The sequence below is a fragment of the Burkholderia sp. MSMB1835 genome, from assembly GCF_001526365.1.
In the GTDB taxonomy this organism is placed as follows: domain Bacteria; phylum Pseudomonadota; class Gammaproteobacteria; order Burkholderiales; family Burkholderiaceae; genus Burkholderia.
The window spans coordinates 15,808-30,515 of sequence record NZ_LOYP01000050.1; the positions used below are offsets into that span (position 1 = coordinate 15,808).

13 protein-coding genes are annotated in these 14,708 nt (G+C 68.1%); 9 read left to right on the top strand and 4 right to left on the bottom strand.

Annotated elements, in window-relative coordinates; all coding sequences use genetic code 11:
• Positions 1-169: 169 nt before the first annotated feature.
• The 3 genes from WS96_RS22850 to WS96_RS22860 all read left to right on the top strand — a co-directional run bounded on the left by WS96_RS22850 (position 170) and on the right by WS96_RS22860 (position 3,940).
• Complete coding sequence (locus tag WS96_RS22850) at positions 170-931, top strand: M48 family metalloprotease (protein WP_034208383.1); 762 nt, start codon at positions 170-172, stop codon at positions 929-931.
• A 365-nt stretch (positions 932-1,296) separates the two neighbouring features.
• The gene (locus tag WS96_RS22855; protein WP_059835632.1) at positions 1,297-2,919 is read left to right on the top strand and encodes a phospholipase D family protein; all 1,623 of its coding nucleotides are present in this window, start codon (positions 1,297-1,299) and stop codon (positions 2,917-2,919) included.
• A 247-nt stretch (positions 2,920-3,166) separates the two neighbouring features.
• Positions 3,167-3,940, top strand: a complete 774-nt coding sequence (locus WS96_RS22860) for a class II aldolase/adducin family protein (RefSeq protein WP_059835777.1) — start codon at positions 3,167-3,169, stop codon at positions 3,938-3,940.
• Positions 3,941-3,971: 31 nt separating this feature from the next.
• Here WS96_RS22860 and WS96_RS22865 read toward each other — a convergent pair whose 3' ends face one another.
• The gene (locus tag WS96_RS22865) at positions 3,972-4,973 is read right to left on the bottom strand and encodes an outer membrane insertion signal protein (protein ID WP_034208380.1); all 1,002 of its coding nucleotides are present in this window, start codon (positions 4,971-4,973) and stop codon (positions 3,972-3,974) included.
• 506 nt (positions 4,974-5,479) lie between these two features.
• Between WS96_RS22865 and WS96_RS22870 the strand changes: the two genes are divergently transcribed.
• Both WS96_RS22870 and WS96_RS22875 read left to right on the top strand, forming a co-directional pair.
• Entirely contained in the window at positions 5,480-5,914 is a 435-nt protein-coding gene (locus WS96_RS22870) for a CHRD domain-containing protein (protein WP_059835634.1), read from the top strand.
• 89 nt (positions 5,915-6,003) lie between these two features.
• On the top strand, positions 6,004-6,966 hold the full coding sequence (locus WS96_RS22875) for an alpha/beta hydrolase (RefSeq protein ID WP_059822854.1): 963 nt from the start codon (positions 6,004-6,006) through the stop codon (positions 6,964-6,966).
• Here WS96_RS22875 and WS96_RS22880 read toward each other — a convergent pair.
• Positions 6,936-7,778 carry an EcsC family protein gene (locus WS96_RS22880; protein WP_059835637.1) on the bottom strand — a complete coding sequence of 281 codons (843 nt, stop codon included), beginning with the start codon at positions 7,776-7,778 and terminating at the stop codon, positions 6,936-6,938. The genes WS96_RS22875 and WS96_RS22880 overlap by 31 nt on opposite strands.
• 107 nt (positions 7,779-7,885) lie before the next feature.
• Between WS96_RS22880 and WS96_RS22885 the strand changes: the two genes are divergently transcribed.
• Positions 7,886-9,481, top strand: coding sequence for an MDR family MFS transporter (locus WS96_RS22885; protein WP_059835639.1), 1,596 nt, complete (start codon positions 7,886-7,888; stop codon positions 9,479-9,481).
• 50 nt (positions 9,482-9,531) lie between these two features.
• Positions 9,532-9,978, top strand: coding sequence for a MarR family winged helix-turn-helix transcriptional regulator (locus tag WS96_RS22890; RefSeq protein WP_059835641.1), 447 nt, complete (start codon positions 9,532-9,534; stop codon positions 9,976-9,978).
• 68 nt (positions 9,979-10,046) lie between these two features.
• Here the strand turns inward: WS96_RS22890 and WS96_RS22895 are convergent, their stop codons facing one another.
• Complete coding sequence (locus WS96_RS22895) at positions 10,047-10,628, bottom strand: DJ-1/PfpI family protein (RefSeq protein ID WP_006487930.1); 582 nt, start codon at positions 10,626-10,628, stop codon at positions 10,047-10,049.
• 157 nt (positions 10,629-10,785) lie between these two features.
• The gene (locus WS96_RS22900) at positions 10,786-12,066 is read right to left on the bottom strand and encodes an amino acid deaminase (protein ID WP_059835643.1); all 1,281 of its coding nucleotides are present in this window, start codon (positions 12,064-12,066) and stop codon (positions 10,786-10,788) included.
• Positions 12,067-12,196: 130 nt separating this feature from the next.
• On the opposite strand from WS96_RS22900, the gene WS96_RS22905 reads away from it, so the two are divergent.
• The gene (locus WS96_RS22905) at positions 12,197-13,135 is read left to right on the top strand and encodes a MurR/RpiR family transcriptional regulator (RefSeq protein ID WP_034208373.1); all 939 of its coding nucleotides are present in this window, start codon (positions 12,197-12,199) and stop codon (positions 13,133-13,135) included.
• Between the two features lie 2 nt (positions 13,136-13,137).
• On the top strand, positions 13,138-14,619 hold the full coding sequence (locus WS96_RS22910) for an N-acyl-D-amino-acid deacylase family protein (RefSeq protein ID WP_059780507.1): 1,482 nt from the start codon (positions 13,138-13,140) through the stop codon (positions 14,617-14,619).
• Positions 14,620-14,708: the final 89 nt, after the last annotated feature.

Consider the following 14,708-nt stretch of genomic DNA (forward strand, 5'->3'; position numbering starts at 1 on the left):
CCCGGCGTGCGACGATTGCCGCGTTTTTTGTCGTCAATACGGTGTCGGATCGCCGTGTCGTTTCGATCTGTTGCGTAATGAACGTGTCATCCGATGTAAACATCTGGTAATTTTCTGCCGGATTATGCAAAATCGCCGCTCCCAAATACAACTATCGAGGGATTCCGGGATGCAACTCAAGAAAGCGGTGGCGGCGTGTGGCGTGGCGTTTCTGTTGAGCGCCTGCGGCGGGGTACAGAGCCTCGACGCGAACAGCCTGGCGTCGGCGGGGACCAACCTGTACAAGGCAGCGACGCTGTCGGACAGCGACATCGCCGCGCTGTCGAACGAATCGTGCAAGTCGAGCGACGCCGAATCGAAGATCGCGCCGCCGAACAGCGCATACGCGAAGCGCCTGACGAAGGTGATGAAGGGCTTCGGCGACATGACGCTGAACGGCCAGAAGATCAACTACAAGGTCTACCTGACCAAGGACGTCAACGCGTGGGCGATGGGCAACGGCTGCGTGCGCGTGTACAGCGGCCTGATGGACATGATGAACGACGACGAGCTGCGCGGCGTGATCGGCCATGAAATGGGCCACGTCGCACTCGGTCACTCGAAGAAGGCGATGCAGACGGCGTACGCCGTGAGCGCGGCGCGCAGCGCGGCCGGCGCCGCATCGCCGGGCGTGGCGGCGCTGTCGAGCTCGCAACTCGGCGACATCACCGAGAAGTTCATCAACGCGCAGTTCTCGCAGTCGCAGGAAAGCGCGGCCGACGACTACTCGTTCGACCTGATGAAGCAGAAGGGCATGAGCCAGAAGGGCCTCGTCACCGGCTTCCAGAAGCTCGCGCAGATGGATGGCGGCCAGAGCTCGATGATGAGCTCGCATCCGTCGTCGGCGAGCCGTGCGCAGCACATCCAGGACCGCATCGCAAAAGGCAGTTGATCCCGCAACCGATCCCGCGGCCGATTGCGCAGTGGATCGCCGGTCGTCGACGCAGGCGACCGGCACGCGAAATGAAAAACCCACGCTCGTTCGGGCGTGGGTTTTTTGTTTTTCGGCGGGCAGGTTGCCGCTTGCGGCATCATCCCCGCGGATGCGAACGACGACGCGGCCGTCGAGGCCGCGACCGACGCGAAACTGTAGGGTGCACGGCCCGGCCTACGCGGCCCGGCCTGCGCGGCCCGACCTACGCGGCGCGGCCCAATTGACCGGTTCGTCGGGCGCCCACTAGAATCGACCGGAACCGCCTGTCAGCCGCGCGCCGCGGCGATGACGTGCCCATTGATCCGACTGTCGAGGAAGCTTCCGTGCTCACGTCCTTGATCCGGCGCGCACCGGCCGCGCTATCGTGGCGCGCCGCATGCCGCCAGGCCCGCGCGCTGATCGTCTGCGCGTTGCTGCCGCTCGCTGCGTGCGCGACGCATCCGCCCGCCACTTCGCTCGATCGTCCCGCATCCCACGCGTTGCCGGCCGATGCCGCGACGCCGCTGCGCGATGCGCTGGCCGCGCCGGCCGCCGCGCATCCGGGGCAGTCGGGCTTCCGGCTGTTGGCCGACGGCGCCACCGCGTTGCAGATGCGCATCGCGCTCGCGCGTGCGGCGACGAAGACGCTCGACATGCAGTACTACATCGCGACCGAGGACACGACCGGCAAGCTGCTGCTCGCCGCGGCGCTGTACGCGGCCGATCGCGGCGTGCGCGTGCGGATGCTGGTCGACGACCTGAACTTCAAGGATATCGACCGCGTGATGGCCGCGCTGAACACGCACCCGAACATCGAGATCCGCGTGTTCAACCCGTTCGGCGCATCGCAGCGCGGCGTGATGGAGCGCACGGCCAACTTCTTCACGCGGATCGACAGCTTCACGCGACGGATGCACAACAAGGCGATGATCGCCGACAACCAGCTCGCGATCGTCGGCGGCCGCAATCTCGGCGACGAATACTTCAGCGCGAGCCCGACGCTGCAGTTCCGCGATCTCGACGTGCTGGCGGCCGGCCCCGTGACGCACGACATCTCGAAGAGCTTCGACGACTACTGGGCGAGCGCGAGCAGCTATCCGTTGCGTGCGCTCAATCATCAGACGTTCGATCCGAAGGATCTCGACGCGATGCGCGACGAGTTGCGCGACCACTGGCGCAAGAATGCCGATCCGTACAACGCGAAGCCGCTGAACGCAACGCCGCTTGCCCGGCAGATCGCGCGCGACGAGCTCGAGCTCGTATGGGCGCCGGCCGAATTCAAGGTCGATGCGCCGACCAAGGTCGCGCTGCCGACCGGCGCGTACGTGAGCCCGCCGATGCAGCGGCTGGCCGAGCTGACGCGCGGCGCGCAGAAGGAATTCCTCGCGTTTTCGCCGTACTTCGTGCCGCACGACGCCGGCGTGAAAATCCTCGGCGACACGACCGCGCGCGGCGTGCGCGTCGCGATCGTGACGAATTCGCTCGCGGCGACCGACGCGGTCGCGGTGCAGGCCGGCTATGCGCCGTATCGCGTGCCGTTGCTGCAGCGCGGCGTCGAGCTGTACGAATTCAAGTCGCAGCCGGACCAGCAGCCCGCGCGGCTGTTCGGCTCGCGCTCGCGCGCGAGCCTGCATGCGAAGGCGTACGTGATCGACCGGCAGATTCTCGTGATCGGCTCGCTGAACCTCGACCCGCGTTCCGCGCACCTGAACACCGAACTCGCGCTCGTGATCCACAGCCCGGTGCTCGCGCAGCAGGCCGCGGCGATCTTCGCGCGCGTGACGCAGCCGGACGAAAGCTATCGCGTCACGCTCGCGACGCGGACCGACGGCAGCCCGCCGGCGCTCGAATGGACGGGCACCGAAGGCGGTCAGCTCACCACCTATCACGTCGACCCGCATGCCGGGCTGCTGCGCAACGTGATGACGGGCATCTTCACGCTGCTGCCGGTCGACGACCAGTTGTAAGGGCGGGAACGGCTCCGGCAAAACCCGCGATACCGGTGCGCGGGGAAAGGTGATATGGTTGTGTGCGCAACGATATGTCGATCGTGAAAGGCGCCGCGGACCCCGTCGAACAATGCGGGCCGGAACGGCGCCGAACGACGTACCGCCGCACGTGCGCGACACGCACGGCGCGCGGCGCCGGCAGACGATGGACGATGCGCACCGCCACTCGCCCGGGGCTGCGCGCCCCCCGCAACCGGAGTTCCCCATGCAACGTGTACCGAACCAGCCGTTCACGCGTCCCGCACGCTGCTCCGAAGCCGAATGGCAGGCGCGTGTGCAGCTCGCGGCCGCCTACCGCATCTTCGACACCCTCGGCTGGACCGAGCTGATCTACAACCATATCTCGCTGCGCGTGCCGGGCGAGGACGGCCATTTCCTGATCAACCCGTTCGGGCTGCACTACCGCGAGGTGTGCGCGTCGAACCTCGTGAAGATCGACATCGACGGCAACGTGATCGGCCATGCCGACTGGCCGATCAATCCGGCCGGCTTCACGTTCCACAGCGCGATCCATGCGGCGCTGCCCGATGCGCACTGCGTGATGCACGTGCATACGACGCCGACGATGGCCGTGTGCTGTTCGCGCGACGGCCTGTCGTTCTCGAATTTCTATTCGGCGCAGCTGTACGGGAAGATCGCGTATCACGACTTCGAAGGCATCACCGTGCATCTCGAGGAAGGCCGGCGCATCGTCGAGAGCGCGGGCCGGCGGCCCGTGCTGCTGCTGCGCAACCACGGGCCCGTGACGATCGGCGCAACGCTCGCGCAGACGTTCTCGCTGATGTGGCTGCTCAATCGCGCGTGCGAGGTGCAGATCGCGACGCATGCGATCGGCGAGGCGCTGCCGATTGCGCCGTCCGTGCTCGAAGGGTGCGTGCGCGATTCGCTGAATTTCGATCCGAAGCATGGCGCGGGACAGGATGCATTCGACGCGCTGCAGCGTATCGTCGACCGGATCGATCCGGGCTATCGCGCGTGATGCGGGCGGCGCGCCCGACGCGTGCGCCCGGCTAGAATCGGTAGCCGAGGCCGGCCTGGATCACGTCGGTGTCGCGATCGTAGCGCGTGACCACGCGGTTCCACGTGATGCGGGTGAGCCAGCGCTGCGAGATCCGGTAACTCGCCGAGATCGACACGATGCCGGAGAGCCGGCCGTCGCCCGGGCCCGGCTGGCCTGCGCGGTTGCGCTGGTTGACGGTGAAATACGCGCCGGCGCCGGCCGACAGCGTGACCTTGTCGTTCAGGAACGCGCGCGTGAGCCACAGCTCGGACGCGATCCCGTTGCGGCGGACCGCCTGCTTCGCGCCTTCGTACATCCACGTCGCGGTCCAGTCGATCGAACGCGTGAGCCCGCGCCGGTATTCGACGCTGCCGCCGAGCGTCGACGGCGACGAGCGGCTGTTGAGAATCGTTTCGCCGAGCATCGCGGTGACTTCGTTGTTCGTGACCTTGCGCGTGCGCGGCAGCGCGGTGTCGCGCGGGCCCGGCGTGTCGGGCGCATCGAGTTGATAGCCGACGCCGAACATCACCGACGTCGTGTCGGGCCCGCTGAACACCTGTGCGCGGTTGACCTGAAGCTGCGCGATCCAGCGGTGCGACGTGTAGTACGCGGCCCGCACGCTCATCAGCACGCCCCAGCCATGGGTATTCGAGTAACCGCGGCCTTCGGCGGCCGGCACCGTGTCGAAGTAGCGATACGGGCCCGCGCCGGCCGACAGCACGAGGCGGCGGTTCTCGAGCGGCATGCGGCCCCAGAACTGCACCGCCTGGCCATCGCGGTGGTGATTCGGAATGTGCCCTTCGTTGTACCACGTGAAGCCGAGCGCGGTGTGCGGACTCAAGCCTTCCTGGTAATCGAACGCCCACGAATACGTGCGTTGGCCGCCGCCCCACAGTTGGCCGGCGAACAGCGAGAATTCCTGCGCGTCGACGGGCGCGCCGTAGAAGGCGGCGACGGAGCAGAGACCGGCCAGCAGCGGGCGGACACGGACGGGGCGGGGCGGGCAGGGCATCGGGAGACGGGCCGGCACGGTTCACTTCCAGTCACGACAACATGCGGCATTTTCCTGCGCGGGAAAACACGTGTCGACCCGGGTTCGCGCAATAACGTATTCCACGTATCGTGACAACCTGCAGGGTACGCGATCCGGTTTCGGCAACCGTCCGCACGCGCGCCGATCGCGACGCGCGTGGGACGAAAAACGATTCGTTCTGCTTGGTATTGCGGGAAGGGAGCATGATGGAGGAGGCGCATTCGTGCGCGGCATGCCGCTTGACGCCGGACACGCGCAAAAAAAAACGCGGCCGGGCGGCCGCGTGAATACTCGCAGACTCCTTCGGACGAAGGAAACAAGCAACTGTGAAACGAAGTGTAGCGAAAGGCCGCGCACGGATTCAGCGGGCATGCTGCAAAGGTGTCTTCCAGGTTTCGGCAGGCTGCCCGGATCGACCGCAATCGACTACCATCCAGTGACGCGCCGCCGCCCGGGCGGCGTACCACGTCGTACAAGGAGAATCCATGCTCAAGCTGCGTTTGCTCCAGGTCGCGTTGTGCGCGGGCGTGCTGGCCGCCGGCAGCGCCGCCGCCGAAACGGTGCGCCTGTCCGCCAGTCTGCAGCCGTCGAGCGAAGTTCCGCCGACGGCGACCAAGGGTTCGGGCGCCGTCGCCGCCACCTACGACACGGCTACGCACATGCTGCAGTGGACGGTCACTTACGAGCACCTCACGGGGCCGGCCACCGCCGCGCATTTTCACGGGCCCGCGCCGGTCGGCCAGAACGCCGGCGTGCAGGTGCCGGTTCCGAAGGACGAGCTGACGAGCCCGATCAAGGGGTCGAAGGAACTCACCGACGCGCAGGTCACCGACCTGATGGGCGGCAAGTGGTACTTCAATATTCACACGAAGGAACACCCGTCCGGCGAGATCCGCGGCCAGGTGATGCCGGCGAACTGAGCGCCGACGTTTGATATAGAGGCACTTGTCGAGCGATGCGGGAACGTTCGCACGTACCATCGTCACATTGCGATGACGGAGTGCGCCCGATGAGTTGGCAAAGCAAGTTCGCCTGCTGGCTGCTGCGCTGGCAGTTTCGTCCGGAAACCACGCGCGAGGTGCTCGACCCCGCGCGTGCCCGGCGCTTTACCGACCTGCGGATGATCGTGCCGCGCCGCGCGCCGTCGGGCTACCGGCTGCGCCCGTGCTACGGCGCCGGCGACGCGCCGCTGCGCGGCGAATGGCTCGAACGCACCGACGCGGGCGCGGCGCGCGGGCCTGGCCGCACGCTGCTGTATTTCCACGGCGGCGGTTACTACTTCTGTTCGACGAAAACTCACCGGCCGCTGGTGTTCGGCCTGACGAAGCGCGCGGGCGTGCGTTCGTTCTCGCTCGATTACCGGCTCGCGCCCGAGAACCGCTTCCCGGCCGCGCTCGACGATGCGCTCGCCGCGTACCGGCAACTGCTGGCGCTCGGTACGCCGCCCGAGTCGATCGTGTTCGGCGGCGATTCGGCGGGCGGCGGCCTCGCGCTCGCGACGCTCGTCGCGTTGCGCGATCGCGGCGAGCCGCTGCCCGCCGGCGCGATCCTGTTCTCGCCGTGGACCGACCTGGCCGGTACCGGCGACACGATGCGCGGCAACGACGGCCGCGATCCGATGTTCGCGGCCGCGGCGCTGCCGAAGGCCGCGAAGCTGTATCTCGGCGACGAGCCGGCGACCCATCCGTACGCATCGCCGCTCTATGCGGATTTGGCGGGCCTGCCGCCGCTGTACATCCAGGTCGGCAGCACCGAGGTGCTGCTCGACGATTCGCGCCGCGTCGCCGAGAAGGCGAAGGCGGCCGGCGTGGCGGTGGAGATCGAGGTGTGGCCGGACATGCCGCACGTGTGGCAACTGTACGCGCCGATGGTGCCGGAAGCGCGCGACGCGCTCGATCGCGCGGCCGCATTTCTGCGCCGCGTCGCGGTCGAGCGCGCGGTTCAGCGCGTCGGCGAGGCGTCGATCGCCTGATAGGCGGCCTTGATGGCCACCGAGCCGTACTTGCGTTCGAGCCGGCGCACGGTGAAGTGGCCGTGCGCCATCTGCTGGAAGTGGTCGATGAACAGCGTGTTGACGGTCGCGCCGAGCACGGCGCCGATCGCCGGGATCGACTTCGCGGCCATCTGTTCGGTCACCTGCACCGAGAAGCGCGACGCCACCGTCTGCACGAGCTTGAACACGGCCGCCGAGCTGTGCGCGGCGATGCCTTTCGCGGTGATGTCCGACGACGCCTTCGAGATCGCCTGCGCGAGCGCGCCGCGCAGCACGAAATAGCCGAGATCGGCGTCCTCCTCCTGCTTGTCCGGGTTGCCGCCCATGCCGAGCACGGCCAGGCATTGCAACTGCGTATCGACCGACGTCAGGTTCTCGCCCTCGCTGCGCGCGATGTCGCACACCGAGCGGAAGATCAGCGTGGTCGTCACCGGCAGCTCGACCGGCAGCGCGAGAAAGCCGAACGCGCCGCCCGCCGCGCCGGTCGTCGCGACCGCGAGCTTGTGCAGCAGGTTGCTCGGCTTCTCGGGTTCGGCGTCCGGCGACGGCGGCTTGCCGAGCGTGCGCAGCGCGATGTTCAGGCACTTGCGCAGCGCAAGCTGCGTCGCGTCGTTGATCTTGCCGGTCGCGAAATCCGGCAGCCGCGCGATCATTTTCTCGACCGGCGCGCCGAGCACACCCGTCAGCTTCATCGTCAGCGACGGGCTTTCCAGCACCTGCTTCGCGCGCCGCAGCGCGTCCCGATCCTCCGGCGACAGCGTCGTGGCGGGGGTGATTGAAATCGGTTCCATCTTGCTCCTTTGCGTGAACGAGGCCCTGAACCATCGCCGGCCTAGATTACTCCCGCATGCTAGAATTTTGAGATTCTTTGACCCGGCAAACGTTGCATCGACAAAAAATGGCCGTCCATACTGCCGCCCACCATTCGAGCGGGCAAGTCCTGCCGTTCCGCGAATCGCTGCTGGCGATGATCGGGATCTCGTTCGTCACCATGCTGGTCGCGCTGGACCAGACGGTCGTCGGCACCGCGCTGCCGACCATCGTCGCCGAACTGCGCGGCTTCGACCTGTACGCGTGGGTCGCGACCTCGTACCTGCTCAGTTCCGTGATCACGGTGCCGATCTTCGGCCGGCTCGGCGACTATTACGGGCGCAAGCCGTTCGTGATCGCGTCGATCGTCGTGTTCACCGGCGCGTCGGTGCTGTGCGGGATGGCCACCGACATGCTGTACCTCGTGCTCGCGCGCGGGCTGCAAGGGATCGGCGGCGGGATGCTGGTCGGCACCGCGTTCGCGTGCATTCCCGACCTGTTCCCCGATTCCGTCGTGCGGCTGCGCTGGCAGGTGCTGATGAGCTCCGCGTTCGGCATCGCGAACGCGGTCGGCCCGTCGCTCGGCGGGTTTCTGACCCAGTCGTTCGGCTGGCGCTCGGTGTTTTACGTGAACCTGCCGATCGGCATCCTGTCGCTGATCTTCGTGTGGCGCTACCTGCCGCACCTGCGCCACGTCGAGCACGATCGCAAGATGCGGCTCGACTGGCCGGGCGCGCTGCTGATCGCGCTGTCGCTCGGCGCGCTGCAACTGTTCGTCGAATGGCTGCCGAAGTACGGCGTCGCGAGCTGGGCGTCGCTGCTGCTCGTCGTCGCGGTCGCGGCCGGCGTCGGCCTGTGGCACTGGGAGAAGCGCTGCGCGCAGCCGATCCTGCCGTTCGACATGTTCGGCAATCGCGCGCTGTCGGCGCTGTTCGTGCTGGCGATCCTCGCCGGTTTCTCGATGTTCTCGCTGCTGTTCTACGCGCCGCTGCTGTTCCAGGGCGGCTTCGGGATGTCGCCGAAGGAGGCCGGGCTCGTGATCACGCCGCTCGTCGTGTTCATCACGATCGGCAGCATCATGAACGGCCGCGTCGTCACGCGCATCCGCCATCCGAACGCGATGCTGCACGTCGGCTTCGTGCTGTTCGCGGTCGCGTGCGCGGGCATCGTCGTGGCGACCCACACGACGCCGGCCTGGATGCTGATGGCGCTGATGGTCGCGGGCGGCATCGGGCTCGGCTTCGTGCTGCCGAACCTGACCGTGTTCGCGCAGCAGACGGCCGGCCGCGAGCACCTCGGCATCGCGACGGCGCTGCTGCAGTCGCTGCGGATGGTCGGCGGGATGCTCGGCACCGCGCTCACGGGCACGCTCGTCAACCAGATGTATTCGGGCGGCGTGCGCAGCGCGCTGTCGGCCGACCACGCGATGCAGTGGCACGCGCGGCTCGCCGATCCGCAGATCCTGATCGATCGCGCGGCGCAGGGCGGTCTCGTCGCGGAGTTGACGCGTGCCGGGCATAATGGCGCGCTGCTGCTGGAAGCGGCCCGCGAATCGCTGGTCGGCGCGATTCATCTGGGTGTCGCGATGGCGGCGCTCGTCGCCGTGGTGTCGGTATGGCAGTGCCGCCGCGTGCCGCCGATCGCGCTGCGGCGCAAGCTCGAACCGCACGTCGCGGCCGATTGACCGATCGGTCGATTCGACGACTCAACGATTCACCGGAACGAAATCAGCGCATGGAAGAACAGGACCGCGTCGCGATATTGCAGCAATTCGGACGCACGTATCGCGCGTTCATGACCGCGTTCGAAGCGCACGTCGGGCAGCCGATGCCGCGCTGGCGCATCATGGTCGCGCTGCACACGATGGGCGGGCATTCGTCGCAGAAGAAGCTCGTCGAAGTGCTGCGCATCGATCCGGGCGCGCTCACGCGCCAGTTGAAGTCGCTCGACGCGCTCGGCTGGATCGAGCGCGAATCGGACGCGCGCGACAACCGCGTGACCAACGTCACGCTGACGGACGCAGGCCGCGCGGCGTTCGATGCGTGCCTGCCGCGCCGCAAGGCGTTTCTCGAACAGACGATGGCGCAACTGCCGGACGACGTGCTGAATGCGCTGTCGGGTGCGCTCGCGATGCTGGAATCGCGGATCGCGGACGTCGGGTCGACGCCGGTCGTGCGTTGACGTGCGGCGCCGGGCGGCACGTCGGCGCCGCCGGCCGCCGCTTCATTGCATCCTGATCGAGTGCGGGCTTACAGCTCGATGCGCGTGCCGAGCAGCGCGAGGAACTGCGCAAGCCACGCCGGATGCGCGGGCCACGCGGGCGCGGTGACGAATGGCGCGTCGGTCACGGCCGCGTCGACCGGGATGTCCGCGTATTCGCCGCCCGCGAGCTTCACCTCCGGCGCGCAGGCCGGGTACGCCGAAATGCGCTTGCCGCGGATCACGTCGGCGGCCGCGAGCAGTTGCGCCGCGTGACAGATCGCCGCGATCGGCTTGCCGGCTTCGGCGAACTCGCGCACGAGCGAGATCACCTTCGGATCGAGTCGCAGGTACTCCGGCGCACGGCCGCCCGCGATCGCGAGCGCGTCGTAGCGCGCCGCATCGACGTCGTCGAACGCCGCATTCAGCGTGAACTGGTGGCCGGGTTTCTCGGTGTAGGTCTGGTCGCCTTCGAAATCGTGGATCGCGGTCTTGATCTTGTCGCCCGCGCGCTTGCCCGGACAGACTGCGTCGACGTGGTGGCCGACGGCCTGCAGCGCCTGGAACGGCACCATCGTTTCGTAGTCTTCGGCGAAATCGCCGGTCAGGAACAGGATCTTCTTCGCGGCCATGGCTTTCTCCAGTGAAGCAGCGTTGAAGGCCCGGTCGCGCCGTGCACGGCGACGACGACGGGGCCCGAGGACGAAAGCGCAGTGTACTCCGGCAGATTGAAGCGCGCGTGACGGCCGCCCCGCGCGAGCGGCGGGGCGCCGCCGCGCGCGGCGTGCGTCAGAAGAAGGTTTCGACGACTTCCGTCACGCGGAATTGCGGATCGAGCACGAGCACCTGACGCCACTTGTCGAACGTCAGGCACGGATGCGAGATGTCGAACGCGACCATGTCGCCGACCTTCACGTCCGCGCCCGGCGGGATCTGCAGGTACGCGTGCTGGTCCATCATCCCGGTCACGGCCCAGCCTTCGGCGGCGGCGACGTCGCGCGGCGCGGTGTCGCGGCCCGGACGGAAGTGGCGCGCCGGCTCGGGCAGGCCCGCGTCGAACGCCGCATCGCGCTTGCCGAGCGCGACGATCGCGCGATCCTGCTCCGGCACCGACTGCACGTACGCCCACAGCTGCAACGCCGGCAGCAGCCCTTCGCCCATCGAGCGGGCGATCGGGTTGCGCGCGAACACGTCGGTCTGCGCCTTCTTGTAGATGCCGACATCGTGCGTCAGGTAGCAGCCCGGACGCAGCACGACTTCCGCGAAGCCCGCGTCGGACGCCTTCTTGAATTCTTCCGCGACCACGTCGTACCACGCCGAACCGGCGCCGGACAGGATCGCCGGCGTGCGCGCGAAGCGGCCGGCTTCGGCCAGCTCGCGCGTGAGCGCGACCGCCTGCTGCAGGAATGCGCGAATCTCGCCTTCCTCTTTCAGCACGCCTTCATAGAGCTCGATGCCGGCCAGCTTCAGCGTGTCCGGATAGCGCGCGATCGCGGCCAGCACGGCCTCGCGTTGCGCGGCGTCGCGCACGCCCGCGCGGCCGCCCGGCACGCCGAGCTCGATCAGCACGTTCAGCGATTTCTTCGCGTCGCCGAAGAAGCGGCCGAGCTGATCGACGCTGTCCGCGGAATCGACGAGACAGAAGAATTCGAAATCGGGATCGGACAGTAGCCCCGCGACGATCGTCATGTTCTGGCGGCCGACCAGCTGATTCGCGAGCAGCACGCGCCGCACGCCGCCGTGATACGCGGCCTGCGTCTGGTGCGCGGTCGCGAGCGTGATGCCCCACGCGCCGGCGTCGAGCTGGCGGCGGAACAGTTGCGGCGCCATCGTCGTCTTGCCGTGCGGCGCGAACTTGACGCCGTATTTCTGCACGAACGCCTGCATCCAGTTCAGGTTGTGCTCGACGCGATCCGCGTAAAGCACGGCGGCCGGCAGGCTGACGTCTTCCGCGAGCAGGTTCCATTCGAGCCGGCCCGCGTCGCCGAGCGGCACGCTCGCGCTCGGCAGATTGCCCAGGCCCTTGCCGAACGGATCGATCGTCGCTTCCTGATAGTTTGTAACTTTCATGTCATCCCGCTCCATCATCACTATGCATTGCACTGAAGTTGACATGCAGATGGTACAGAAAGTAGCATCGGCGCGGTGATGTTATTTAATAACATCCAGCTTCGCACCCGCTTCGCCCCCTTTTCCGCCGATGAATACGCCTGCTTCCCCGTCCGCTTCGCCCGCGGCCGAGCCCCATTCGGCTCAGGCCGCCCCGCCGGTCCTCGACATCGTCGCGCGGATCGCCGAATGCGCGCCCGAGCTGCGCGAAGCCGAGCGCAAGGTCGCCGCGTTCATCCTCGCCGATCTGGCGCGCGCCGCGCATGCGAGCATCGGCGCGCTCGCGCGCGACGCGGAGGTCAGCGTCGCGACGGTCACGCGTTTCGCGAAGGCCGTCGGTTGCCGCGACGTGCGCGAGCTGAAGGTGCTCGTCGCGCAGGCGGCGGCCGTCGGCCAGCGCTTTCTGGTGCCGTCCGACGACGCGCCGGCCGACGACACGAGCCCCGCGTCGATGGTCTACGACGAGATTCGCGTGGCGCTCGCGCACAACCACCAGCTGCTGCGCAACACGTCGTTCGACGCGGCGGCCGACTTGCTCGCCGGCGCGAAAATGACCTACGTGTACGGGCAGGGCGGCGGCTCGACCGCCCTTGCCGACGAACTGCGCTTCCGGCTCGTGCGGTTCGGCCGGCCGGTCGCGAGCTACCAGGACAGCCTGCTCCAGCGGATGGTGGCCGCGACGCTGGCGAGCGACACCGTCGTCGTCGCGTTGTCGGTGAGCGGGCGCGTGCCCGAGCTGCTCGAGAGCTGCCGGCTCGCGAAGCGCTACGGCGCGAAGCTGATCGCGATCACCGCGCCGGCGTCGCCGCTCGCGAAGCTCGCCGATCATCTGATTCCCGTCGTCGCCTTCGAAACCGATTTCATTTACAAGCCTTCGACATCGCGCTACGCGATGATGATGGCGATCGACGTGCTCGTCACCGGCGTCGCATTGCGGCTCGGCGATGCGGGCCGGGAATCGCTGCGCCGCATCAAGCACGCGCTCGATGCGCACCGCGGCGGCGGAGACCGTCAACCGGTAGGAGACTGACCATGCATTCGCATCCCGAAGCGGCCGATACGCTGATCGTCGGCGCGCAACTGTACGACGGCACCGGCGCGCCGCCCGTCACGCGCGACGTCGCGATCCGCAACGGCCTGATCGCGGCGATCGGCAACCTGTCGAACTGGCTCGCCGAGACCGTCGTCGACGCGAACGGCCGTGCGCTGGCGCCGGGTTTCGTCGACGTGCACACGCACGACGACACGCACGTGATCCGTGCGCCGGAGATGATCCCGAAGATCTCGCAGGGCGTGACGACCGTGATCGTCGGCAACTGCGGGATCAGCGCGTCGCCGGTGACGCTCGCGGGCGATCCGCCCGACCCGATGAACCTGCTCGGCGAGCGCGGCGCGTTCCGGTACCCGAGCTTCGCCGCTTACGTCGCGGCCGTGAACGATGCGCGCCCGGCCGTCAACGTCGCGGCGCTCGTCGGCCATACGGCGCTGCGCAACAACCAGATGGACCGCCTCGACCGTGCGGCGACCGATGGCGAGATCGCCGGCATGCGCGCGCAGCTCGAGGAGGCGCTCGCGAACGGCGCGCTCGGCCTGTCGTCGGGTCTCGCATACGGTTCCGCGTTCGCCGCGCCGACCGAGGAAGTGATGGCGCTCGCCGAGCCGCTCGCCAAAGCCGGCGCGCTGTACACGACGCACATGCGCACCGAATTCGACGCGATCCTCGATGCGATGGACGAGGCCTATCGCGTCGGCCGCCACGCGCAGGTGCCGGTCGTGATCTCGCACCTGAAATGCGCGGGTCCGTCGAACTGGGGGCGCAGCACCGAGGTGCTCGCGTCGCTCGAAGGCGCGCGCCGTTATCAGCCGGTCGGCTGCGACTGCTATCCGTACAGCCGCAGTTCGTCGACGCTCGACCTGAAACAGGTGACGGGCGACATCGACATCACGATCACGTGGTCGGAGCCGCACCCGGAAGTCGCGGGCAAGCTGCTGAAGGCGATCGCCGCCGACTGGGGCGTGACCGAGCAGGAGGCCGCGCAGCGCATTCGCCCGGCGGGCGCCGTGTACCACAACATGTCCGAGGACGACGTGCGCCGCATCCTGTCGCATCCGGCGACGATGGTCGGCTCCGACGGGCTGCCGAACGATCCGCTGCCGCATCCGCGGTTGTGGGGCGCGTTCCCGCGCGTGCTCGGCCACTACGTGCGCGACACGAACCTGCTGCCGCTCGAGGAGGCGATCCGCAAGATGACGTCGCTGTCCGCGCGCCGCTTCGGGCTCGCGCGCCGCGGCGAGGTGCACGTCGGCTACCACGCCGATCTCGTGCTGTTCGATCCGGCGCGCGTGATCGACGCCGCGACGTTCGACAAGCCGCAGCAGCCCGCGCACGGGATCGACGCCGTGTGGGTGAACGGCGTGCTGACTTATGAAAACGGCCAGCCGACCGGCGAGCGCGCCGGCGGTTTCGTCGCGCGCGGCGAGCGCGTGCCGGCCAGTGCCGATGCGGCGTTCTGAACGCACGCATCCCGATCTTCCATGCGCGCCGCAGCAGCCGGCGCGCGTATCCGCAACCGAGCGTTGCATGGGACCGGAGTCAGCGCCGC

Excerpts from the sequence above, each read along its gene's own strand:
- WS96_RS22910 (WP_059780507.1), top strand. The coding sequence starts at position 13,138 with ATGCATTCGCATCCCGAAGCGGCCGATACGCTGATCGTCGGCGCGCAA.
- WS96_RS22905 (WP_034208373.1), top strand. The coding sequence starts at position 12,197 with ATGAATACGCCTGCTTCCCCGTCCGCTTCGCCCGCGGCCGAGCCCCAT.
- WS96_RS22900 (WP_059835643.1), bottom strand. The coding sequence starts at position 12,066 with ATGAAAGTTACAAACTATCAGGAAGCGACGATCGATCCGTTCGGCAAG.
- WS96_RS22860 (WP_059835777.1), top strand. The coding sequence starts at position 3,167 with ATGCAACGTGTACCGAACCAGCCGTTCACGCGTCCCGCACGCTGCTCC.
- WS96_RS22850 (WP_034208383.1), top strand. The coding sequence starts at position 170 with ATGCAACTCAAGAAAGCGGTGGCGGCGTGTGGCGTGGCGTTTCTGTTG.
- WS96_RS22880 (WP_059835637.1), bottom strand. The coding sequence starts at position 7,778 with ATGGAACCGATTTCAATCACCCCCGCCACGACGCTGTCGCCGGAGGAT.
- WS96_RS22895 (WP_006487930.1), bottom strand. The coding sequence starts at position 10,628 with ATGGCCGCGAAGAAGATCCTGTTCCTGACCGGCGATTTCGCCGAAGAC.
- WS96_RS22890 (WP_059835641.1), top strand. The coding sequence starts at position 9,532 with ATGGAAGAACAGGACCGCGTCGCGATATTGCAGCAATTCGGACGCACG.
- WS96_RS22875 (WP_059822854.1), top strand. The coding sequence starts at position 6,004 with ATGAGTTGGCAAAGCAAGTTCGCCTGCTGGCTGCTGCGCTGGCAGTTT.
- WS96_RS22885 (WP_059835639.1), top strand. The coding sequence starts at position 7,886 with ATGGCCGTCCATACTGCCGCCCACCATTCGAGCGGGCAAGTCCTGCCG.
- WS96_RS22870 (WP_059835634.1), top strand. The coding sequence starts at position 5,480 with ATGCTCAAGCTGCGTTTGCTCCAGGTCGCGTTGTGCGCGGGCGTGCTG.
- WS96_RS22865 (WP_034208380.1), bottom strand. The coding sequence starts at position 4,973 with ATGCCCTGCCCGCCCCGCCCCGTCCGTGTCCGCCCGCTGCTGGCCGGT.